This window comes from Thioalkalicoccus limnaeus, from assembly GCF_041197575.1.
Classification (GTDB): Bacteria; Pseudomonadota; Gammaproteobacteria; order Chromatiales; family Chromatiaceae; genus Thioalkalicoccus; species Thioalkalicoccus limnaeus.
Map to the genome: position 1 here is coordinate 34,688 of NZ_JBDKXB010000006.1, position 22,881 is coordinate 57,568.

Sequence of the window (22,881 nt, forward strand, 5' to 3'; positions counted from 1 at the left end):
TGTCTCGGTCTCCAAGCAGCCCGCCCGATGCGGGCGTCGAAACAGCGTGTGGTCAGTCGAACAGCCAGGGTGCCTCGGTGCGACGACGCGACTCGTAGTCCTGAATCGCCGCGACATGCGTGAGGGTCAGGCTGATATCGTCGAGACCTTCGAGCAGGCAGTGCTTGCGAAAGGCATCGACATCGAAGCGGATCTCCTCTCCGGTCGAGGTCACGAGCATCTGGCCCGGCAGGTCGACACGGATGCGCAAGGGCGCGTCGCCGACCGCGTGCGCGAAGAGACGCGATACGGTGTCCGCCGGCACACGGATCGGCAGGATTCCGTTCTTGAAGCAGTTGTTGAAGAAGATGTCGGCGAAGCTCGGCGCGATCAGCACCCGAAAGCCGTAATCGAGCAGGGCCCAGGGCGCGTGCTCGCGCGATGAGCCACAGCCGAAGTTCTCGCGGGCCAGCAGGATGCTGGCGCCGGCGTAGCGTGGGTCGTTGAGCACGAAGTCCGGGTTCAACGGACGCCCGCGATTGTCGCGGCCCGGTTCGCCGCGGTCCAGGTAGCGCCACTCGTCGAACAGGTTCGGGCCGAAACCGGTGCGTTTGATGCTCTTCAGGAACTGCTTCGGGATGATCGCGTCGGTGTCGACATTGGCCCGATCGAGCGGACAAACGACCCCGGTGAAGGACTCGAAGGGTTTCATCACAAGGTCCTCACGTCGACGAAACGGCCGTGCACGGCGGCCGCGGCGGCCATCGCCGGGCTGACGAGGTGGGTGCGCCCCCCCGGCCCCTGACGGCCTTCGAAGTTGCGGTTCGAGGTCGACGCGCACCGCTCGCCCGGCTCGAGCCGGTCGGCATTCATCGCCAAACACATCGAGCACCCCGGATCGCGCCATTCGAAACCGGCGTCGATGAAGACGGCATCGAGCCCCTCGGCCTCGGCTTGCGCCTTGACCAGCCCTGACCCCGGCACGACCAGGGCCAGGCGGATGCCGGGGGCGACGCGCCGCCCCTTGGCAATCGCGGCGGCCGCGCGCAGATCCTCGATGCGGCCATTGGTGCAGGAGCCGATGAAGACCTTGTCCAGCGCGATCTCGGTAATCGGTGTGCCCGGCTCCAAGCCCATGTAGTCGAGGGCCAGACGCATACCGGCCGCCTTGACCGGATCGCGCTCGAGGGCCGGATCCGGAACCCGGGCATCGACCGCAACCACCATCTCCGGCGAGGTGCCCCAGGACACCTGCGGCTTGATCGCCGTCGCGTCGAGCGTCACGACGCGATCGAACTCGGCACCTGGGTCGGTGACCAGGGTCCGCCAGTGGGCGGCGGCCTGCTCGAAGCGTTCGCCGCGCGGGGCATAGGGCCGACCACGCACATAGTCGATCGTCGTATCGTCGACCGCGATCAGGCCCGCCCGGGCCCCGGCTTCGATCGCCATGTTGCAGACCGTCATCCGGCCTTCCATCGAGAGAGCGCGAATCGCCTCGCCGGCGAATTCGATGACGTGATCCGTGCCACCGGCGGTGCCGATCTCGGCGATGATCGCCAGCACGATGTCCTTCGCACTGACCCCGGGTCCCAGCGCGCCCTCGAGCCGGACCAGCATCGCCTTCGATTTGCGCTGCAACAGACACTGGGTCGCGAGCACATGCTCGACCTCGGAGGTTCCGATCCCGAAGGCCAAGGCACCGAAGGCACCGTGGGTCGCGGTGTGCGAGTCACCGCAGACGATGGTCATACCGGGCAACGTGAAGCCCTGTTCCGGGCCGATCACATGAACGATGCCTTGACGCGGATCGCCCATCGCGAGTTCGGTGATCCCGAAATCCCGACAGTTCGCGTCGAGCGTCTCGACCTGAACGCGCGAGACCGGATCGGCGATCCCGAGATCGCGATCCTTGGTCGGCACGTTGTGATCTGGCACCGCGAGGTTCGCGCCCGCCCGCCAGGGCCGGCGGCCAGCGAGGCGCAGGCCCTCGAAGGCCTGCGGCGACGTGACCTCGTGGACCAGTTGCCGATCGATGTAGAGCAGCGCCGTCCCGTCATCGTCGACGCGGACAACGTGCTCATCCCACAGTTTGTCGTAGAGGGTTCTCGCCCCCATCGCTCACCTCGGGCTCAAGGGAAAAACGGATAAGACTAGACGGGCCTCGACCCAAACTCAAATGCTGGCCAGCAGTCACGAACGAAGCTGACGCGAGCGGCACAGAGCCTGGCGCACGGGTCCCGCGAGAATCAGGCGACCCATCAGGGATGCCCGCCGCCGTCCTGCAGCATCTGCTGGAGTTGCCTGAGCATCTCTTCCATCTGTTCGGCCGACGGCCCGCTTCCGTCATCGAACATGCCCGGCAGCATCTCGGACAAGCCCATGGCCTCGTGCAGACTCGCGACCTCCGTGTACCCGTCCGGCAGCTCGAACAACTGGTCGGGTTGCGGCCCGATCTCGATATTTTCCAATTGAACGGTGACCGTTTCGACCCCGAGACCCATGTGGGCATTCGCGGGCACGGTCACCTCATGGCGAACCGGATAATCCAAACGCTGTGCGTACCAGACCTTGATCGGCATCGGCGGCAACCCGGCCTCGAGCACGACTTCACCCTGATAGATCCGGGTGTCGAAACCCTGGATCTTTTCGGCACCCTGCTCGGTCAGGCCCTGAGCGGCCACCCAGCTCTGAAAATCGCCCGACTCCCACGGCCGCAACTCGCCCGATGCGCCCGAGGACGACTCTTCGACGTTGGTCACGACATAACGTTTCGTGTCCTCGAAGAGCTGGTAGATGAAGGGGTACTTGTTGATCGTGATCATCCCCATCGATTCGCTGCGCGTGACCGCGGGACTCTTCACGTACAGCCGACCGGATTCACGATCGCCCTGAAAGCTCGCGACCTCGTCAGCAGAAAACTCGGTCGCCTGAGCCCCGGCCGCCAGGGCCAGACATGCACACGCAATCACGACAAGCCTTCGCATCATCATCGATCTCCCCCTCGTCGGAGCCGGACCATCCAATCATGTGGACCGGCGTAGATTTCGAGCCCCGACCGACCGGCGCCCGGTCGCAGGGCAGGCGACGCGGCACGCATCGGTCCGCGCCGGCCCGGGCCAGCGCCGCGATCACGACAAGACCCGGCTGACTTCAAACGACGAAAGCCGGCACTAGGCCGGCTCTCACAACAGACAGACGCGCAAACCCCGGTCGCCGCAACGCCGATCAGGCCATCGCCTTGATATGCGCATTGAGCCGGCTCTTGTGCCGGGCGGCCTTGTTGGCATGAATAAGTCCCTTGTTCGCGGCCCGGTCGATGATCGGAACGGCCTCGACATAGGCCTTCGTCGCGCCTTCCTTGTCACCGATCTGGATCGCCTTCACGACCTTCTTGATGTAGGTCCGGAGCATGCTGCGGCGCGAAGCGTTGTGTTGGCGGCGCTTCTCGGCCTGACGGGCGCGCTTCCGGGCTTGGGCAGAGTTGGCCAAGACTGAACTCTCCTAAAAAACCGTCGTACTTGGATTGAATGATGGTAGACCGGCAATCTTGGTCAATCCGCACGCCCTTGTCAACCATTGCTCGCGGAGCCATCAACACCACGGACGCGGCGATCGGCGTCGGTGAGCTCCTCGCTCAGCGCCCAGACACGGCGGTTGATCTTAGGATCGCGGGCCTGGGACGGGGGCTCGATCGGGCGACCGCGGGCCGCGACATAACGACCATGGAGCCCCGCCGCTTCGGCCTCGGGCGCCAGGATCAGGTGAAGCACGCGCTCGGCGGCCTGCGCCGCCGAAGGCATCGCCCAGCCCGCCAACAGACCGACGATCCGCCAGAAGGCGCCCTGGGCCCCATCGGTCTTGCCCAGGTTCGACATGAAGACGCCGGGGAAGACACAGAACGCGCTGACCCCGGTGCCCTCCAGGCGTCGCGCGAGCTCATGGGTGAAGTGGATATTCCCGAGCTTCGATTGGCCATAGGCCGCCATCATCCGGTAGCGGCGCCGCTGCCAGTTCAGGTCGGCGAGATCCATGCTGGTATCGATGCGGGTGCCGACCGTGATGACCCGCGACGGGGCGCCGGCCACGAGCCGGTCGCGCAAGAGATTGGTCAGCAGGAAGGGCGCCAGGTGGTTGACCGCCAGCGACATCTCGATGCCATCGGGGCTGAGGCGACGCTCCGGAAACGCGGTCCCGGCGTTGTTGATCAACCAATCGAGCCGATCGAACCGCGCCTCGAACGCCTCGACCAGGCCCCGGATCTCCTGCTGCGATGACAGGTCGGCCACCAGCAGATGCAGTGACGGGTTCCCGGTCTGGTCCCGGATCTCGGCTTGGGCCGCCGCACCGCGGACCGGATCGCGGGCGACCATGATGACCGTTGCGCCGCGCTCGGCGAGCGCGGTCGCGGTCGCCTTGCCGAGCCCCGAGTTGGCCCCGGTGACCAACGCGATACGACCCATCAAGGATGTCCGTGTGTCGCTCATCGGCTGCTCCTGTCTCAGGATCTGGACCCTGTGACCGCCAGCGACGGACGCAGATCCCGCCTCAGCGGCGCGTGATACGCCAACATCGATGGATCTGCGGGTTGCGCGCGAAATCGCGCGGGCAAGTCGCCGCGGTGATGTCGGCGCACTGAAGGTCGCACAATGCCTCCTGGTCGAGCTTGAAACGCCGCCGATTGGTCGAGAAGACCAGGATACCATCGGTGGCCAGGTGGGCCAGTGCCGCACGGATCAATGCGACATGATCCCGTTGGATATCGAGGGTCGCCTGCATCCGTTTCGATGTCGAAAAACTCGGCGGATCGAGCAGGATCAGGCCGAACGGCCGCCGGCGCGGCGAGTCGGTCAACCAGCGCAGGCAATCGGCCTGGATCAGCTGGTGGTGCGGTCCGGCGAAGCCATTCAACGCGAGATTGCGCCCCGCCCAGTCGAGGTAGGTCCGCGACAGATCGACCGTCGTGGTCGATAAGGCACCGCCAGCGGCGGCATAGCAACTCGCGGTGCCCGTGTAACCGAACAGGTTCAGGACATGGCGACCGTCGGCCAGGTCCCGGATCAAGGCACGAACCTGACGGTGGTCGAGGAACAACCCGGTGTCCAGGTAATCCTCGAGGTTGACGAGAAACCGCAAGCCGCCCTCCGAGACCTCGCGCAGGCGCCCGGTCTGGCCGAGCCGGGCATATTGAGCGGCGCCCTTTTGCGGCTGCCGGACCTTGAAGAACAAACGATCGTCCGGCAGGTCCAGGACCTCTTGGATCACCCCGAGCGCCTCGCGCAGGCGCCGGCGCGCGACCTGGGGATCGATGCTGCTCGGGGCCTGGTATTCCTGCACATGGACCCACAGCTCGTGGCCTTCGTAGAGATCGACGGCCAACGCGTACTCGGGGAGATCCGCGTCATACAGGCGATAGCAATGGACCTGCTCGCGCCGCCGCCACTTCGCTAGCGCCTGCCGATTCTTGTGCAGCCGATTCGCCAACATCTCGGCCCCGGTGCCACGCTGCTCCGGCGGCAGCGCACGCGGCCGATTGGCCACGAAGGCGTCTGGACTGACCGCGAAGTGCAGCAAACGGCACGGGATCGGGCCATTCATCAGGCTATGCATCCGATGCGCGCGCAACCCCATGTGCTTTCCGAGCGCCGGCTGCCCGGTCAACAGGCTCGCGTGCCACCCGTCGAAGTGCTTTCGCAGGTGCGCGCCGAGGCGGGCGTAAAGGCCTGGCAACTCGCTCTCTTCACCGAGCCGCTCGCCATACGGGGGATTGACGACGACGAGCCCCCGCTCATCGGCACGAATCGGCACGGCCTGCGCCAGTTCGCGCCGCTCCAGATGAACGACGCCGGGACCGAGCTCGGCCCGCGCCAGGTTGGCCAGGGCCTGGCGGATCGCCACGGGATCCTGATCGTAGCCGCGGATCCGCCGGTCCTGCCCGGTCAGTCCGGCGTGGCGCCGGTCGTCTGCCTCGTCGAGCAGGCCGCACCACAGCCGCGGGTCATGGCCGGCCCATCCGAGAAAACCCCAATAGGAGCGCCGTCTGCCCGGGGCGATATCGGCGGCGATCAGCGCTGCTTCGATCGGCAAGGTGCCCGAACCACACAGGGGATCGACCAAGGAGCCCCCAGCGGCCGCGATGGCTGGCCAACCGGCACGATACAGGATGGCCGCGGCCAGATTTTCCTTCAACGGGGCCGCCGCACCCTGTTCACGGTAGCCGCGCCGATGCAGGGATTCGCCAGTCAGGTCCAGACTCAGCGTCGCCTGCTCGCGATCCAGGTGGACGTGAATCGGCACATCGGGTCGGTCGATGGCCACGCTCGGGCGCGAGCCGACTCGTTCGCGAAAGCGATCGACGACCGCGTCCTTGACCTTCAGGGCCTCGTAATGACTGTGGCCAGTCCGCGAGCCCGCGCGATCGACGCGGATCGCGAAGGTCCGCTGCGGCGACAGATGATCTTCCCACTGGACATCATGGGCGGCCGCGTAGAGGGCCTCCGGGTCCGGCGCGGGGCAGCAGGCCAGACGCAGCAGCACGCGGTTGGCGATCCGCGACCACAGGCATACCCGATAGGCCAGCGCCAGATCAGCGGTGAAGGCGACGCCACCGCGGGTGGCCTCGGGATCGGCGACACCGAGCCCACGCAGCTCGTCGGCGAGCAGGTCTTCGAGGTGTTTCGGGGCGGTGGCGAAAAGGTCGTGCTTGGACATGATGATGGTCAGTGAGCCGGACAGCGGCGACAGGAATCCGATCGGGACCGAACGACGTCAGACTCAGCCGACGCGAGCGCTGACCATCCGCGCGCGGCGATAGCTGCGACAGCAGTCACGGCGGGTAGGGCTCCAGCGACAGCGAATCGACGAATTCGATACCCAAGGAGACGATTTCGAGGAACAGCAAGTTGTAGGTCAGATTACCGAGCAGCATCGGGATCATCGACTGCCAGAACGGGTACCTCGTCAGCCCCAACACGAAGCACAGGATGTCCTTCGGAAACGGAAACACCGCCGCATAGACGTAGACGAATACCCTGATCCATTTCGGCGGAAGGCGCCCGACCCACCTCTGAAGGCGTCTGGCCTTCTCGGCATGCCGGGTCTCCTTCGCCAGGTCCCCGCTCTTGCGACCGACGTAGTAGAAGAAGGTGTCGCCGATGGTCAGCCCGACGGCACCGATGACGACCAGCAGCCACAGATCCAAGCCGCCGGCATGAAAGGCCGCCATCGTCGCGTAGAAGGACGCCGAGGTCAGCGCGGATACACCGCCGAAGATCGCGAAAAAGAACAACACCAGATAGCTGGTGACGATCCCCGTGCTGTCGACCAGTTCGGCCGGCCCCTGGACGAACACGAACGCGGTCACGGACACCATCAGCAACAGGGCCGCGCCGAGGCCGACGAGATTCAGAAGGGCCCGCGTCCATCTGTCCCGAAGCTTCGCCTGTTCGTGCATCTCGTCGTCGTGGTCATGATACGCGACACGAGCCCTTGCCTCGACGCCGATCGACCGACGAGGAACCATGGCTCCGTCGATGGGCGGCGGCCCCTTTTAGGACGTCGCGTGTTCGCCGGCCAGCTGGCGCAGACGCTGGACCATCGCAGCCAGGCCATTGCGACGAGTCAGACTCAGGTGTTGGTCGAGCTCGATGCGATTGAAAAAGGCCACCGCATCGAAGGCCAGGATCGCCGCGGCCGACTGCCCGGAAAAGAGCTGTTGCAGCAGTGCGATCAGACCCCGCACCAGCGCGGCATCGCTGTCGGCGAGAAACTCGATGGTATCACGTGACCCTGGCCTCACGCGCAGCGCCAAATGGACCTGGCTCTGGCATCCGGCGACGAAGTGTTCCGGCGTCTTGAGCTCTGGCGGCATCGGTGGCAACTGCTCGCCGAGCTCCAGCAGCTGCTGATAGCGCATCGGCCAGTCCGGGAGGATCTCGAACAATTCGGCGATCTGCTCGGCTGCCGCCTGCGGCGATTCGGCCACCGCGGCGGGATAGGCCAGCGGCTCAGCCGAGGTCGGGCACGCTCCGGCCGCCCGTTGTCGACTGACGCCATCCGGATCGGGGCCAGCGGGCGACCGGTCTCGCGCCCGCTCGAAGATCGCCGTCAGCGCCGTCGCCAAGCGATCGACTTCGTCGAATGTATTGTAGAGACCGAACGAGGCCCGCGCCGTGGATGCGACCCCGAGCCGGTCCATCAGGGGTTGGCAGCAATGGTGGCCGGTACGAACGCAGATCCCTTCCAGATCGAGTTGCACCCCCATGTCGAGCGTCGCGATCGGCGGGTCGACGGCGACCCACGAGATCACCGCGGCCTTGCGCCGCGCCTGCCCCTTGATGTCGAGCCCCCGGATCGCGGACAGCCGGTCGGTCGCATAGACCAGCAAGCGATCCTCGTGCGCTGCGATCGCTTCCAGCCCGATCTCCTCGATCCATTCGATCGCGGCGGAGAGACCCACGGCGCCGGCGATATGCGGGGTACCGGCCTCGAACCTGTTCGGCAGTCCCGCATAAGTGGTCTCGACGAAGGTCACCCGCTCGATCATGTCGCCACCACCTTGGTAGGGCGGCATCGCCTCCAACAGGGCCCGTTTCCCGTAGAGCACGCCGATGCCGGTCGGCCCGTACAGCTTGTGTCCGGAGAAGGCGTAGAAATCGGCATCGAGCGATTGCACATCGGTGTGCCCATGCGCGACCCATTGGGCACCATCGACCAAGACCACGGCACCGACCGCGTGGGCGGCGACCACCATCTCCGCGACCGGATTGATGGTGCCGAGCGCGTTCGAGACATGGTTGACGGCCACGATGCGGGTCCGCGGCGACAGCAGTCGATGATAGGCATCGAGCTGCAACTCGCCCTCATCGTTGATCGGGATGACCCGAATCCGGGCGCCGGTCCGCTGAGCGATCATCTGCCAGGGGACGATATTGGAATGGTGCTCGAGAACCGACAAGATGATCTCGTCACCCGGCGAGAGATTCGCCGCCCCCCAAGACGCAGCTACCAGATTGATGGACTCGGTGGTGCCGCGGGTGAAGATGCACTCGACGGGGTCCGCGGCATTCAGAAACCGAGCGACCCGTTCGCGCGCCTCCTCGTAGAGCCTGGTGGCCATCTGCGAGAGCTGATAAGCCCCGCGGTGGATGTTGGCGTGTTGGCCGCGATAGTAATCGGCCATCGCATCGATCACGGCCGTGGGCTTCTGGGTGCTAGCGGCGCTGTCCAGGTAGGCCAACGGCCGGCCGCGTACCCTTTGACCGAGGATCGGGAACTGGGCGCGGATCGCCGCCATATCGAGCAGCGCTGGATCCGCGAACGAAGGTACGGCTTCCGGTTTCATGGGGGGTGCGTGCGAACCTCGAACTGACGGCCGCATGGCTGGCGCGACCTCTCTGAGTTGCAGATTAGGCCGAGCTCACGCGACCTGCAAGCCAATCCGGGCATAACCCGGCGAACTCGATGGGAAACCCGAGGCCAGGCCACCCCGATCGCGCTTAGCGATCGGGGTGGCCGGCGATCGGCTAGAATCGGCCCTTGACGCGAACGCTGACTGGCTTCATTGCGGCTCGCGGCGACCGAAGTTCAGGACCTACACACGGAGAAACGACGCATGATCAAGCGGCTGGCCCTGATCGGGATCCTCGTTCTCGGGGCGCTGATCGGTTACCCCTACCTGAGCGGATTGACTGGCCTCGATGGAGGTGTGATCGAACCACCATCGACACGGTCCGAGTCCCCGTCGGCGCTGGTCGTGCAAGACGTGAAGGTCTACGATCTCGACGGGCGACTGGCCTTTCACGGGGATGTCGACCTGACCCCCGAGCTCGCCCGCATCGAGCGCGGCGAACCGGACCCGCATCGGAATGACGGATCGGTGTTTCAGAACCGCGAGCGGCTGTTGCCGATCCAGGAACGCGGCTATTATCGCGAGTATGTCGTGCGCACGCCGGGGATCCGTCATGCCGGTCCGCAGCGGCTCGTGATCGGTGCCGGCGGAGAGGTCTATTACACGGCCGATCACTATCGGAGCTTCACGAGGATTCGATGACCACGACCGACGAACTGGTCGAACAGATCCTGACCGCCGAGTCGGCGATCCTCACGGTGCCGCGCGAGTGGCTGGTCGCGGCTGTCGGCACGGCCCTGGAAGGTGCCGGGTATCGGGTCGTGCTCGTTGACCGCGCACCGGTCTTCGACAAGGACACGCTGTTGCACGCGCTCTATCAGGGGTGCGCATTTCCGGCCTACTTCGGCTTCAACTGGGATGCGCTAGCGGACATGCTGACCGCGAAACAGACCGACGACGACCGACCGATGATCCTCGTCTTTCAGCAGTTCGAGTCGTTGCGCCGCCGCGCGCCAGAGGTCGCCGAGACCTTCCTCGAGATCGTCGGCGAGGCCTGCGGCACCGCTGGCGGTGCCGTGAAACGCTTGATTTTACTCAACGGTGAGTGACCCCGAGCCGGTCACAACAGAACGCTGACGAGCTTCACCGCCGAGCGTTCGACGGCCTTGTTGACGATGGCACCAACCAAGGCCTTACCGAACAGTTGCCCGACCTGGCTCGAAGCATCGGCACCCCGAGCCATGACCCCGGCACAACCGGCGTCCTCGAGCACCGCGAGCAACTGACTGCGCGTCACCAGATCAGGGTCGTACTGCACGGTGATGCTGCCGGCGCGTGGATTCAGTCGCACATGGCTCACGCCGTCCATCGCCATCAACTGATCATGCGCCGTCTGCGCGGCGGCTGTCCGGCAGCGGAAGGAGTTCGATCGAACACGAAGACGCCCGGGGATGTGATGGATATAGTGACTCATGGGGACCTCTAGCGCACATCGAAGCCAGTTGGAAACGCGACTAGTTCCGATTCTAATTCGACTGAGCCCAGGGTGCAAACGTTTCTCAGTTGCGCGACCGGCCCGCGACTGTTATCGTCCCGGGCCTGCGGCAAGAACCGCCATCCGAGATCTAACCAACTGTTTCATGGGGTAAACAACGCGATGAAAGAAGCCGAGTGGCAGGTCTTCGAGCTCGACGACCTGGTCGCCAAGGTCGAACGCAACGGGGTCACCCTGAAGGAGTTTCTTCGGACCCCATCCCTCTCGTGCTCGATCTATCATCTACCGGCGGGCTCGAAGGACATGGCCAGCGCCCATGAGGAGGATGAGCTGTACCTGGTCCTCGATGGCCGCGCTCAGCTGCGGGTCGGAGAGACCGAACATCAGGTTCGGAAAGGCACCTTGATGTACGTCCACGCGGCCTGTAGCCACGCCTTCTTCGACATCACCGAAGATTTGACGGTGCTGGCCTTTTTCGGAGCACCGGCGCGCAATCTGAAGGCGCGCGGCTGACGCGTCGCCTCGATCAGGCTCCTCCTGCGTCCTGTCGGTGACGCCGGCAGCCGTTCGCACCTCTTCGGTCAAGGGCCGGCAAAACGTGCAGACAACGCAAGCACGAGACCGATCGCGAGCAGTACCGAGACGGCCGCCCGGCCATGGGCCCGCCAGCGCAGCCGCGACAGGATCTCGGATTCGTCGAACGTCGAGATGATAAAGGGCTGGCGACCGTCACCGGTGGCAGATACGCGCGACAGCGGCGGCTTGGCGCGGAGCCGGGACTCGGCGCGCGCGGCGAGGCGTTCGGCCTCCTCGCGCGCGCGTTCCCAGTCGGCAAGGTCGATCTCGCCATCGCCGTTGCGGTCGAACGCGGCAACGCGCGCCGGGTCGCGCTTCCAGCGCGCAAGCAGCCGGCGGACCAATTCCTGCTTCTCGGCGTCGCCGCGGCGCGGCGTCTCGAAGCGGCCGAGGACATACAGCGGCTCACCATCCATGATGCGCTCCTCGCGGAACCGGTAGCGCGATCGCACCTGGACCCACACCCGTTTGACCGGCTTCGGCGTCTGCCGCGAGCCGCCGTACCAGACATCGGCGGTGCGACACTTGAAGGTCCCACCGGCCGGCTCGACCAGGCACCGCCCAGTGCCATCGTCGAGCAGGAACGGGGCCGGATGCTCGCCGTGCTCGACGGTCACCCAACGTCGGTTGCGCCCCGCGCCCTGTTCTCTCTCGACACGATAGCGATACCAGACGCAAGGCAGTCGCGTCAGTGGCGCAACGGCCGACTCACGATGGCGCCGCGCCAGACCGATCAGCTCGACGTAACCCTGAGGTGCCGACCGGATGCGGGCCGTCGGCGTATCGGCCACGATGCGCAGGCGCCAGAAACTGGTCAGCGCCGAGCGCAACAGGAACGCGGCGAGACCGGCGGCGACCAGGGCGCCGATCCAGAACTCCTGGCTCTCCAGCGCCCGCAGTTCGGTCGCGATCGACGCAAACATCAGCCAAACAGCGCGCGCAGATCGACATCTTGCCGTTCGCTTGCGAACTCGAGCAGCTCCCGTGGACCGAAGGCGAACAGGCGCGCGACGAATAGATCCGGAAACTGCTCGATGCGGACATTGTTCCGGTTGACGCTCTCGTTGTAGAGCTCGCGCCGATCGGCGATCGTCTCCTCGAGGCCGGAGATGCGCGTGGACAGGTGCCGGAAGCTGTCGTTGGCCTTGAGATCCGGATAGCCCTCGGCCAGCGCGAACAGGCTGCCGAGGCCGGCACGCAATGCCCCCTCCGCGGCCCCGAGCCGTTTCGGATCACCCTCCGCGCTGGCCTCGAACACGGCCCCGCGGGCTCGTACGACGCGATCGAGCGTCTCCTGCTCGTAGTGCATGTACTGCTTGCAGACCTCAACCAGCTTCGGGAGCTCTTCATGGCGCTGTTTCAGCGCCACGTCGATATTCGCCCAGGCCTTGTCGATCCCGTGCTTCAGGCGCACCAGGTTGTTGTAGATCTGGACCGCGTACAGAACGGCAACGGCCAAGATGACCAGCGAGATGACGGCGACGACCATGGCAAGACTCCAACGCTAGCGATATTCGCAGCGCGATTCTAGCCGCATCGCGCGGGTCCGGGTTCGCACCCGTTCGCACATTCGGCTCGAACATGGATCGTGCCCGTCATTTGGGGCATGCCTTGGGCAACGATAGGGTCCTCTCTAATCGAAGAGGATCCGTAACCGTTCCAGTTCTGACTCGCTCCAGCCCTCAGGCTCGGTCAGAGCGAGCCAGGCGTCGATATAGTGGGTCGGGGCGAACTCATGACCGAAACCGCTGGGCGCGGTGCCGACCATCATGTCGGCCGCCAGCTGAAGCATGGTCACCACCGGGAACCAGCGCAGCTCGGGCGACACGTCGGGCGCACGGGGTTCGCGCATCCAGTCGGGTTCGCGCCACGCCGCGCCGGGGCTGAAGAAGGTGATCGGATCGCTGGGGTACTGGAGGAAGGCAATCCGGAAATTCCCCCACTCGGCCTGGCCCCGGTCGAGACCCAACTCCTGGTTCATGACGCGGACCACCGAGCCGCCGCGAAACTCGGGCAGCCAGGCCGGCGACCCAGGATCCCGCTCGGCCGTCATCCGCCTCCAGGTCGCATGGCGGAACGGCGGGCCGCTCCACAACACGCCATCGAAGGGATCATCGATGATGTCGTAGAGATCGAAGGACAGATCGGAATTCAGCGAACCCAGACTGAGGCCGCTGAGAAAGAGTCGCGGACGGCTATCCCGAGGTAGGGTGCGCCAGTATCCATAGATCTCCGCGAACAGTGCGCGCGCCATGTCGGCACCATAGGATGCCTGTGTAAGCAAGGCCAACGGGCTGTTGAGGTATGAGTACTGCGCGGCCACGGTGGCGATGTCACCGCGATGCAGATACTCGAGGGTATCCTGTCCGGCCGGGTCCACCCATCCAGTCCCGGTCGGCGTGACCAGCACCAGGATCGAGCGCTCGAACCCGCCCGCGCGTTTGAGTTCCTCGAGGGCCAACCGGGCGCGCTCCTCGGCATCACCGGCTGAATTCAGACCGACGTAGACCCGGATCGGCGCAGGCGCCGGCGCGCCGAGAAACTCGCTCAATTCGTCGGAGGTCGGACCGCCCGCCACGAACCGGCGCCCCTGGCGGCCCAGATCCCTCCAGTCGACCAGCGACGCAGCGCTACCGGTCTGCAGCGTCCCAACAGGCCGCGGCAGATCATCCTCGATCAACGCGTCCAGTTGTTGAAAGGACCGGTCGGCAAGCCGCAGCGCCGACGACACGAGCACACCGTCGATGACCGTCCAGAACAGCAGGATCGCTGCGGTGATGCCGGCCAGATGGGAAATACGGGCCGGCAGGAATCGGTGAAGCCATCGTGACAGGAGGCGAAATACCCAGCGAAACAGCCGCGCGAGGCCGATCAGCACGACAGCCACGAGGATGGCCACGAGACCGATCAGAAGCGGGTGCGCGCCGGGAGACGCCTCCATGCCCATCAGCGCGCGGAGTGAGTTCTGCCAATGCGAGGCCTGCCAGAGGAAACCCACCGTGATCACGAGACCGATCACGGCCGCGAACCCGTTGGCTATCGGCACCGCGCGCCCCCGGACCAAGGGCAGTTGCAGATACTTCCAGAGAAACACGGCGGCGACACCCAGACCATAGCCGGCTGCGAACGACAACCCGGAGAGGGCGCCCTGGACTAGGAAAGGGCGCGGCAGCAGCGACGGGGTCAGGGAAAAGGCGAAAAACATCGCGCCAACGACCAGGCCGACGATGCTCGGAGGCGCCCTCATTCCGAATGCCCCCCGGCGGCGAGGTCAGGACCACCCGCGCCGATATCTGCGACGACACCCTCATCCAAGTTAACCAAGGCATTCTCCTCTCGGGCTAAAGCCGTTATCAAGGTATCCATCGCACGTGTTGCATCGGTTCAAGGCAGACATCCGCCCACGAAACCGGCGTAGGGTACACTTCGGTCACGGCCAGTTCCACAGCCGCACCGCCGTCGCGGTTCGCGATAGGCAGGCCCTTGGCTTCTCGAGCAACCATTGCTTCCCTGGCCAACGACGGCGCGGCGCCCTGATGAGCCGCCGTGCAAGAGGTCCACTAGAACCCGCGCTATGCCGGAGGTAACGATGCCCGGACCGAGCCCCGACACGAAGCACCCGATGCCGGGTTTCCCGCAGGTCTGCTTCATCCGCAACACTGTGCGGAACCCTCGCATCATCGTCGGCGACTACACCTATTACGATGACCCGGAGAACTCCGAGGACTTCGAGCGCAACGTGCTCTACCATTTCCCGTTCACCGGCGACCGCCTGATCATCGGCAAATTCTGCGCGATCGCGCGCGGCGTGCGTTTCATCATGAACGGTGCCAATCACGCGCTGTCGGGTATCTCGACCTACCCCTTTTACATCTTCGGCAACGGCTGGGAGACGGCAGAGCCCGAACCGGCCGACCTTCCGTACAAGGGCGACACCATCATCGGCAACGATGTCTGGATCGGGTACGAGGCCTTGATCATGCCCGGGGTCCGGATCGGCAACGGCGCGATCGTCTCGGCACGCGCCGTGGTGGTGCGCGACGTACCCGCATACAGCATCGTCGGCGGCAACCCGGCTCAGCCCATTCGCCAGCGCTTCAGCGCCGAGACCATCGCGCGACTCGAGGCCATCGCCTGGTGGGACTGGCCGGTCGAGAAGATCACCGCCCATCTGGACAAGATCACGGGCGCCGATGTCGATGCCCTCGAGGCCGCTGCCGGGAACGCACACGGACGCTCCGATAGCGCTCGTTAGCATTCTGACAGGTCATCGACGGGACGCGCTCTGCCGGGCGAAGCTGACGGGCCTTGTGGCTCAACCGTGGTTCTTCCCTTCGGCGCCTCTCACGCCTTGTACACAACTGTCACCGCGGTGCCTTCGGCGACAACAGGGTAACCTCATCCTTGTTGACCCTACTTTTTCCTTTGTTGTCTATTGACGAGTCCTCTTCTAGGCTTGTAAGCACAACGAGTCCGCGAGGGATAGGTGGAGATGAACGAGCCGCGCTTGGCTGGTAAGCTGTTGCTGGCGCTGTCGCTGGGCATGCTGACGTCGGGCCTCGGCGGCTGCGTAACCTTGCCAGCGGACGGCGCCTCCCCGGTCGCCCGAAGCGCCAGCTCACCTCCCGACTCAGTGGAGGATTTCGTCCTGTGCGACTGCATGCTCCCAGGTCAGGTGCGCCAACTCGGCACCATGGTGACCTACCTCGGCCCGCGGCGGCTCGTGAAGACGACACCGAGGGATTGCGCGATCCGCGGCGGCGAATATGTGGTCTTCGATCGCGCCAATTACGCCTCGGCGCGGGATAGCCTGCTGCCGAAGGCTCAGCAGGGAAATGCCGTAGCCCAAACGCACCTTGGCGAGATCTATGAGAGAGGGTTGGGCCTACCGGCTCGGGATTATGAGCGCGCGGCGGAGTGGTACCGCAAAGCCGCCGAACAGGGACACGAGGCGGCTCAGATCCGACTGGGGGCGCTCTATGAACGTGGCTTAGGAGTCCCGCAAGACAGGCAGGCTGCGCTTGAATGGTATCGCCGCGCGTCCGGGTTGGATCAGGACGAGATCGTCTTTCGCTCGACATTGGAGGCGGAACGTGCCGCCTTTCGCCAGGAGGCCGCTAAGCGTCGCAGTCTGCAAGCGTCACTTCAGAGAGAGCTGACATCTACCGAACACCGCCTCCAGGCCCAGACGAGGGAAAAGGAGGTCCTCCAGCAAGAGATCCAGAACCTACGCCGCCAGCTCGAAGGTCAGGCACAGGCGCGCAGCCCTCCAGGGACAGGCGGCGGCGATGCCGCGGAGGGACTGCGGCGACAACTGGCCAGCCTCGAGCAGCAGTTGGCCGCGAAGGACCAGGCACTGGCCTCCGCCGAGGCGGCGTTGTCCGAGCAACAATCGGTGTTGACGAGCCAATTGCGGGAGGCGCAGAGCCGCGCCGATCAGCTCGCGCTCGAGATCGAGGCGACACAGCGGCAACTCGACGAGGCATCTCGGGAGCTTCAGCAGGCAAGAGGCCAGCTCGACGAAGCGTCATCGGAAGGCGGTCGACGGATCGCCGAACTCGAAAACCAGGTGGCCCGGCTGGAAAAGCTCCAAGCCAGCCGCAAGGAGCAAAGGGATGAGGTGCTTGGCCTCCTCGCCCAGCGGTAAGTCCTGCGCGCTTTTCGGCGCCGAATCCGGCCGGCCATGAGTGCGTCGCCACGGCGGACCCTTGCGGAGACATTGAAGGCATTCGTGGCCCATTGGGGCACACTTGTCGCCGTCAGCAGCTTTCTCGTGTATCTCTTCGGCTATCTCTCGCTGCGGTTTCACCTCACCACGCTCGGCATCGAAACCGACCTCAATCTCCTCGACGAGCGCTACCTCTTCGCCGGAGCCCGGTTTCTCGTCTACACCGTGTCCGCGATCCCGATTCTCGTCCTGCTGGCTTTGATCGCCGTCGGCCTCGCCGCGCCTCTGTTCCTGCTCGCTCGGATCATTTCGTCCTGGCTACCGGCGCCGGTCGGCCGCGAGCCAGCGCCGAGGGACGTCGCGGGGCTGCGCGCGCTGTGGCGACGTCCGGCAACACCAGTGCTGCTCGGCATCCTGTTGGCCACCGCGCTGATCCAATTGGTCATGCGGCAATGCTTCGTCATGAGCAACCTATTGGTTCGCGAGACCCTGCCGGGGCCAGACTGGCTGCAGGCATTGCTGTTGGCAGACAACGAAGCCGTGCGATCACTCTATATCGCAGCATTGCTCGCCGCGCTGATCGCCTGCTGGGGTCTCTTGATGGCGGCGCTCGGACGCGAGCCGATCGGTAAACCATGGATGCGTCCTCTGCAAGCGCTGCTTGCCCTCCTGATCGCGATCGCCGTGCTGCTTCTGCCCGTGAATCATGGCATCTTGATCGCCGGCAAAACGGTCCCCAAGGTCGTAGTACATGACTCCAACTATGGCTCGCTCGATCGATGCGCCGACACCTGGCTCATTTGGAATGGCAGCCGCCTGGCGGTGCTTTCCTGTCGCGAAGACGCAGGAGCTGCGTCCCGCTGGAGCCTACTGATGCTGGATCGCTCGATCGAGCAGCAGATGAGCATCGTACGGTTCGATCCGATCCTGACGCTTCGTTTCAGAGGTTGACGGCCCTGGGACGACGCAGCCTGCTGGTGCTCCTCTTTTGCCTAGGTCAAGCCGCCGCCGAAGAGGAGCCGCCATGGCGCGTTTTCGAGACGGGGGGACACACGGGAAAGATCCGCGACCTCGCATTCACGTCCGATGGCAAGCTGCTCGTATCGGGCGGCTACGACAAGACGGTCCGCATTTGGGACACGAAGACTGGCGAGACGACTCGTGTCCTTCGCGGCGAGATCGGCGATGGGCTTTCCGGCGCCATCTACGCGCTGGCCCTGTCGCCCGATGACGCGATCCTGGCTGTCGGCGGAAATCTACCGGGCCATGAGCCTGGTCAGCATCCGATCCGCCTGCACGATGTTCGCGATGGCGTCGTAACGCACCTGCTCGTCGGCCACGAAGATGTGGTCTTGGGTCTCGACTTCTCCCCGACGGGGACACATCTCGTATCTGCCGGCGCCGACGGGCAAGCGATTGTCTGGGACACTAGGGGGTTTTCGCTCCGCCATCGACTGACGGGACATGACGGACCCGTTCCGGCGGTGGCCGTCTCGCCCGACGGCGTGCGCGTCGCCTCAGCGGACACCGAAGGGCTGGTGCGTGTCTGGGATCTGGCATCGGGGGCGCTGACCCATCAGTTCGAGGGACACGACGGGGCCGTGCTGTCCCTGGCCTTCTCGCCTGACGGCCGCCTGCTCGCGTCCGGCGGAGAAGACGAGAGGGTGCGATTCTGGGAGACCGACGACTGGACGGCCGTGCTCGGCGAGGACGGCCGCGAGCCGATCATCGGCCGGCAAGAGAGCGACGTCACCAGCATCGCGTTCAGCCCCGACGGGCGGCTTGTGCTGACCGGCGCCGGGTACGGGGCCGGTGCCTATTCTTCGGTCTTCGAGGTCGCGACCGGGAAGCTGGTCTACCAAACCGGCTACGACAATCTTGTCTTGGCCGTGGCCATATCGCCGGACGGGCATACGGCCGCCATCGCGGGTGGCGATCGTGATGAGATCTTTCTCAGGGACCTGGGATCCGGAAACCTGAAAGCCAAGCTCTCGGGTCTCGCGCGCATGGTCTGGGCCGTCGGATTCGCCCGCAACGGCGACAGCATCGCCTATGGGCAAGAGTTCGATATCGACAGCCCCGACCACTATCTTGGGCCGCTGCAAAGGGCAATCAGCTTCCGCAGCAATGGCGAATATCACATCGAGCTCGGCGAGACGCTCCGCGCTGACGACGCCGACACCTACCTTCGCGCCAGAAGCCGGCACGGCAGCTACGAACTTCGGACGCGCGACGGCCCGTTCGGCTATCAAGGCGTGATGCAGGTCTATCGGGACGGCATCCTGATGTATGAAATCGAGCGCGACCAGACCAGCGGCTTTCGGCACCGCTCCTACAGCTTGACGCAGGATGGCGAGCACTTCATCAGTGGCGGCAGTAACGGCACCCTGGCGATGTTCGAGACGGCCACCGGTAACAAGTTGCGGGATCTGGTTGGTCATTCGGGGGATGTCTACGATGTGGCCGTGGCGCCGGACGATTCGACGCTCGTCACGGGGTCGGCCGACGGCACGATCCGTCTGTGGGATCTTGCCACGGGCAGGGAACTGGTGACCATCTTCGTCGCAGCGGACGACCAGTGGGCCGCTTGGACGACTACAGGCTACTACGCCTCGAGCCCGATTGGAGACCGTTACATTGGCTGGCACATCAACCGCGGACCAGCGCGCGCCGCCGACTTCTTCCGCGCCCAACAGTTTCAGCAAGAGCTCTATCGTCCCGACGTCGTCGGTAACATGCTTGAGATGCGCGACATCGAGGCCGCGCTCGGCCAAGCAAACCGACGCCGCGGCGGAACCCTGGCTGAACGAACCGACGGGCCACTGGAAAGCGTGGCCGCGATCGTGCCGCCGTTTCTGCATGTCGAGCCCTTTCGCCGCGATCGCTTCCGCGTCGAGGATGAGACCCTACCGGTTCGCATCGTGGCCAAGTCGTACCATTGGCCGATCACCGAGATCAGAGTGGAACTGAACGGAGGGCTCGTGTTGGCCCAGCCCTTCGCTACCGCCGACGCGCACGAGCCTCTCGACGGTGACGGTCTCGACGAGCAGGTCCTGGAGCTGGATCTGGATCTCGAGGAAGGACAGAACACACTGAAGGTGGTGGCCCTGAACGGCAAAGGGATCTCGGAGCCAGAAGTCCGTCAGGTGGTCCTCGAGCCGCGAACGCCGATCGAGGAGATCAAGCCCAACCTGGTCCTGCTGGCTATCGGCGTTGCGCGCTATCCGGCCGATGCCTTGCGCCTCGAGTTCGCGGCCAAAGACGCCGAAACCATCGCCGAGCTCTTCGCAAGCCAGGTGGGCGGCCTCTTCGGTGAGGTGCACGCAAAGGTCGTGCTCGACGCTGACGCGACACGCGACGGCATCATACGGGCCATCAACTGGCTGGAGCGCACGGGAACACAGAACGACGTGCGCATGTTGTTCATCTCTGGACATGGCGTGCTCGATCACCGTGGCGACTATTACTTTCTGCCAGTCGACCACTCGCCAGAGGACGAGGTGAACGTAAGGGGTGTCGGCGCGGCGCATCTCTATGAACCGCTGGTGCACATTCCGGGTAAGAAGCTGCTGATGGTCGACACCTGCCGTGCCGGGGCCATCTCCGGGACCCGTTACAAAGGCGCATTGGTCGACAAGACGCGCCTCGTGAAGGAGCTCAACGCCACCAATTCTGGGCTGGTCACTTTTACCGCCTCGACAAGCCGTCAGCTGTCCGTCGAGAAGGCGGAATGGGGGCTCGGCGCCTTCACCGAGGCGGTTCGCAGTGGGCTTTCAGGCAAGGCCGACGGCTACGGTGGGCCGAAAGACGGCGTGATCTACGTCCATGAGCTAGGCTCCTGGATCATCGAACAGGTACGTCAATTGACCGAGGGTCGCCAGCATGCCATCTTCGACTCCCCCGCCGACAGCCCGTCTTTTCCGCTCTTCGTCCTGCATTGAGTCCCGTGACCGCTGGAAGCGCCCTCCCCTGAGCCGCCGATACAGCTCGCCTGGGCAACGCCTCGCCCGCGGGGCCGTGTTCGGGCGAATCGGCTTGTTAACTCTGCTCCTCCTAGCGCCTGCTGCGGCAATATCGGACAGCGAGGCACGAGCGTCGCCATGGCTCTTACAAGTACTCGACTTCTTAGGGGTATCGGCCACCCCGAGCAACCTCAAAGGGGAGACCGAGCCAGGGGCTGGTGAACTGTGGGTGGCCGATCTCACGACAGGTGTGCGTCTCCGCTTCGCTCATGGGCCCTACCGCTCACCGATCTTCCTATCGAACGGCCAGGCCATCCTGGCCTTGAGCGGAAATAATCTAATCCAGATTCATCAGCTTGGCGCAGAGCCGACGCTCGTCGCCACGATTCCCGGTGTCGTCAAGCTTGTCGGTGCCCATCGCGAGGATCCCAACCAACTACTGGTGCTCATCACAGACGCGGACGGCGAAGCCATTAGACCCGCGGTCTTCGACCGTCAGGAGCGCCGCGTTGTCCGATCCCCACCACAGCAAGACCAGACCGAGCAACGCCTCGTCCCACACCTGCTCGGCGACGACCGCGAATACGGCGACAGGCGGCTCTCTGTCCGCGAGGAGCACGGCGAGGTCGAGGGGGTTTCCGTGACCTGGACCGATGTCTTCATCGAGACGGCAGGTGTTGGGGAAGCGCGCAACATCTCGCGATGCCGGCCGGCCTCGTGCCGACAACCGTCCCTCTCGCCCGATGGGGGCCGTGTCGTCTATGTCAAAGGCACCGGCGAGTGAGCGGAGACTGACCGCCGTCCGCGTGCGACCAGAGCGGTGGCCGCTTGCCGGCGCCGCGACCCGTGGCCGACCCGAGCGGCGGTTTGTTTCGCCGCTCCGCAGCGCCGCCTGGGCATGATCCCACCCAGTCGCGCTGCGCTGCGGGTCACGGGGGAAGGACTCCAACGGCACTCGAGACACCGCACTCGCCGCTCCATCTGGGCTGGCTGGCTATGCCTGAGCGCACTGATCTGGCTTTGCAGCTGCGCGACTCCGGCCGAGCGAATCGATGCCGCCGCGGCGGGTATGGACCTCGAGCGCGGTGTCCTGGATGGCTCGGGTTTCATGCATGTCACCTACCGGAACAGAGTGCCTATCGATCCCGCTGGTATTCTCCATGTCTATCTCGACGGCGACGGCTCGCCGTGGCTCAACCGCTACACCATTGCACCCGACCCGACCCCGCGCAAGCCGCTGGCCCTCGCCTTGATGGCACAGGATACCGATGCGAGCCTGTATCTTGGCCGACCTTGTTATCATGGCATGGCGACAGCGCCCAGATGCCATGCTGCCATCTGGACCAGCCGACGCTACGGACCCGAGGCGTTGGACAGCCTGGAGGCCGCGCTGCGACGCTATTTACAAGGCCTGACGCCGGTGCGCCTCGTCTTCATCGGGTACAGTGGCGGTGGCACGCTCGCGCTGCTCCTCGCAGAGCGGTTCCCTGAAACGGCAGGCGTCGTCACCGTCGCCGGAAATCTCGACCCGACCTCATGGACCACCTATCACGGTTACTCGCCGCTGATCGGCTCGCTGAACCCCAACACCCGGCCGCCATTGAATCAGGAAGTGTACCAACGACACTTCTTGGGGACGGACGATCGTCTTGTGCCGCCCTCGCTATCGGCTCCGGCCGCGGAGGCTGGCCGCTTGCGCGGCCGCGTCCTGATTGCCGGCTTCGACCACGTCTGTTGCTGGGTCGAGGCGTGGCCGAGGCTGCTCGCAAGCGTACGGGAAGGGCTTTGAACGGCGACCGCGCCAAGGCCTGACACGCCAAGTGCGGCTCGCATCTGGCCTAGGCGAACCGGTCGC

General features: G+C 65.0%; 21 protein-coding genes. 9 read left to right on the forward strand and 12 right to left on the reverse strand.

Annotated features, from left to right (window positions below):
* Positions 1-52: 52 nt before the first annotated feature.
* The 8 genes from leuD to ABC977_RS06810 form a co-directional block, all read right to left on the reverse strand.
* Entirely contained in the window at positions 53-691 is a 639-nt protein-coding gene (gene leuD / locus ABC977_RS06775) for a 3-isopropylmalate dehydratase small subunit (protein WP_369666492.1), read from the reverse strand.
* Positions 691-2,094, reverse strand: a complete 1,404-nt coding sequence (leuC, locus tag ABC977_RS06780; protein ID WP_369666493.1) for a 3-isopropylmalate dehydratase large subunit — start codon at positions 2,092-2,094, stop codon at positions 691-693. The genes leuD and leuC overlap by 1 nt, the downstream gene beginning before the upstream one ends.
* Before the next feature lie 143 nt (positions 2,095-2,237).
* Complete coding sequence (locus ABC977_RS06785; RefSeq protein ID WP_369666494.1) at positions 2,238-2,969, reverse strand: hypothetical protein; 732 nt, start codon at positions 2,967-2,969, stop codon at positions 2,238-2,240.
* Positions 2,970-3,204: 235 nt separating this feature from the next.
* Positions 3,205-3,468, reverse strand: a complete 264-nt coding sequence (gene rpsT, locus ABC977_RS06790; RefSeq protein WP_369666495.1) for a 30S ribosomal protein S20 — start codon at positions 3,466-3,468, stop codon at positions 3,205-3,207.
* An 80-nt stretch (positions 3,469-3,548) separates the two neighbouring features.
* On the reverse strand, positions 3,549-4,463 hold the full coding sequence (locus ABC977_RS06795; protein ID WP_369666496.1) for an SDR family oxidoreductase: 915 nt from the start codon (positions 4,461-4,463) through the stop codon (positions 3,549-3,551).
* Between the two features lie 61 nt (positions 4,464-4,524).
* A complete protein-coding gene (rlmKL, locus tag ABC977_RS06800) occupies positions 4,525-6,687 on the reverse strand; it encodes a bifunctional 23S rRNA (guanine(2069)-N(7))-methyltransferase RlmK/23S rRNA (guanine(2445)-N(2))-methyltransferase RlmL (protein WP_369666497.1) in 2,163 nt (720 codons plus the stop codon).
* A gap of 115 nt (positions 6,688-6,802) precedes the next feature.
* Positions 6,803-7,498, reverse strand: a complete 696-nt coding sequence (locus ABC977_RS06805) for a VTT domain-containing protein (protein WP_369666498.1) — start codon at positions 7,496-7,498, stop codon at positions 6,803-6,805.
* Positions 7,499-7,525: 27 nt separating this feature from the next.
* Positions 7,526-9,319 carry a SufS family cysteine desulfurase gene (locus tag ABC977_RS06810; protein WP_369666499.1) on the reverse strand — a complete coding sequence of 598 codons (1,794 nt, stop codon included), beginning with the start codon at positions 9,317-9,319 and terminating at the stop codon, positions 7,526-7,528.
* Between the two features lie 270 nt (positions 9,320-9,589).
* Between ABC977_RS06810 and ABC977_RS06815 the strand changes: the two genes are divergently transcribed.
* Together ABC977_RS06815 and ABC977_RS06820 are read left to right on the forward strand one after the other, a co-directional pair.
* Positions 9,590-10,027 carry a guanyl-specific ribonuclease gene (locus ABC977_RS06815; protein WP_369666500.1) on the forward strand — a complete coding sequence of 146 codons (438 nt, stop codon included), beginning with the start codon at positions 9,590-9,592 and terminating at the stop codon, positions 10,025-10,027.
* On the forward strand, positions 10,024-10,434 hold the full coding sequence (locus ABC977_RS06820) for a barstar family protein (protein WP_369666501.1): 411 nt from the start codon (positions 10,024-10,026) through the stop codon (positions 10,432-10,434). The genes ABC977_RS06815 and ABC977_RS06820 overlap by 4 nt, the downstream gene beginning before the upstream one ends.
* A gap of 11 nt (positions 10,435-10,445) precedes the next feature.
* On the opposite strand, the gene ABC977_RS06825 is transcribed toward ABC977_RS06820, so the two are convergent.
* A complete protein-coding gene (locus tag ABC977_RS06825; protein ID WP_369666502.1) occupies positions 10,446-10,799 on the reverse strand; it encodes an HMA2 domain-containing protein in 354 nt (117 codons plus the stop codon).
* 183 nt (positions 10,800-10,982) lie between these two features.
* On the opposite strand from ABC977_RS06825, the gene ABC977_RS06830 reads away from it, so the two are divergent.
* Positions 10,983-11,333, forward strand: a complete 351-nt coding sequence (locus ABC977_RS06830) for a cupin domain-containing protein (protein WP_369666503.1) — start codon at positions 10,983-10,985, stop codon at positions 11,331-11,333.
* Positions 11,334-11,401: 68 nt separating this feature from the next.
* On the opposite strand, the gene ABC977_RS06835 is transcribed toward ABC977_RS06830, so the two are convergent.
* The 3 genes from ABC977_RS06835 to ABC977_RS06845 form a co-directional block, all read right to left on the reverse strand.
* On the reverse strand, positions 11,402-12,319 hold the full coding sequence (locus ABC977_RS06835) for a GIDE domain-containing protein (protein WP_369666504.1): 918 nt from the start codon (positions 12,317-12,319) through the stop codon (positions 11,402-11,404).
* Positions 12,319-12,885, reverse strand: coding sequence for a LemA family protein (locus tag ABC977_RS06840; protein ID WP_369666505.1), 567 nt, complete (start codon positions 12,883-12,885; stop codon positions 12,319-12,321). The genes ABC977_RS06835 and ABC977_RS06840 overlap by 1 nt, the downstream gene beginning before the upstream one ends.
* A 144-nt stretch (positions 12,886-13,029) precedes the next feature.
* Complete coding sequence (locus ABC977_RS06845; RefSeq protein ID WP_369666506.1) at positions 13,030-14,643, reverse strand: alpha/beta hydrolase; 1,614 nt, start codon at positions 14,641-14,643, stop codon at positions 13,030-13,032.
* Positions 14,644-14,985: 342 nt separating this feature from the next.
* Here ABC977_RS06845 and ABC977_RS06850 point away from each other — a divergent pair, with 342 nt between their 5' ends.
* The 6 genes from ABC977_RS06850 (at position 14,986) to ABC977_RS06875 (ending at position 22,815) form a co-directional block, all read left to right on the forward strand.
* Positions 14,986-15,651: a Vat family streptogramin A O-acetyltransferase gene (locus ABC977_RS06850; RefSeq protein ID WP_369666507.1), complete on the forward strand. Its 666-nt coding sequence runs from the start codon at positions 14,986-14,988 to the stop codon at positions 15,649-15,651.
* 237 nt (positions 15,652-15,888) lie between these two features.
* Positions 15,889-17,043, forward strand: a complete 1,155-nt coding sequence (locus ABC977_RS06855; protein ID WP_369666508.1) for a tetratricopeptide repeat protein — start codon at positions 15,889-15,891, stop codon at positions 17,041-17,043.
* 36 nt (positions 17,044-17,079) lie between these two features.
* Positions 17,080-18,015 carry a hypothetical protein gene (locus ABC977_RS06860; RefSeq protein WP_369666509.1) on the forward strand — a complete coding sequence of 312 codons (936 nt, stop codon included), beginning with the start codon at positions 17,080-17,082 and terminating at the stop codon, positions 18,013-18,015.
* Complete coding sequence (locus tag ABC977_RS06865) at positions 18,012-21,005, forward strand: caspase family protein (RefSeq protein WP_369666510.1); 2,994 nt, start codon at positions 18,012-18,014, stop codon at positions 21,003-21,005. Before ABC977_RS06860 ends, ABC977_RS06865 begins: the two co-directional genes overlap by 4 nt.
* Positions 21,006-21,255: 250 nt before the next feature.
* Positions 21,256-21,810 carry a hypothetical protein gene (locus ABC977_RS06870; RefSeq protein WP_369666511.1) on the forward strand — a complete coding sequence of 185 codons (555 nt, stop codon included), beginning with the start codon at positions 21,256-21,258 and terminating at the stop codon, positions 21,808-21,810.
* 114 nt (positions 21,811-21,924) lie between these two features.
* Positions 21,925-22,815, forward strand: coding sequence for an alpha/beta hydrolase (locus ABC977_RS06875; RefSeq protein ID WP_369666512.1), 891 nt, complete (start codon positions 21,925-21,927; stop codon positions 22,813-22,815).
* The last annotated feature ends 66 nt before the right edge of the window (positions 22,816-22,881 follow it).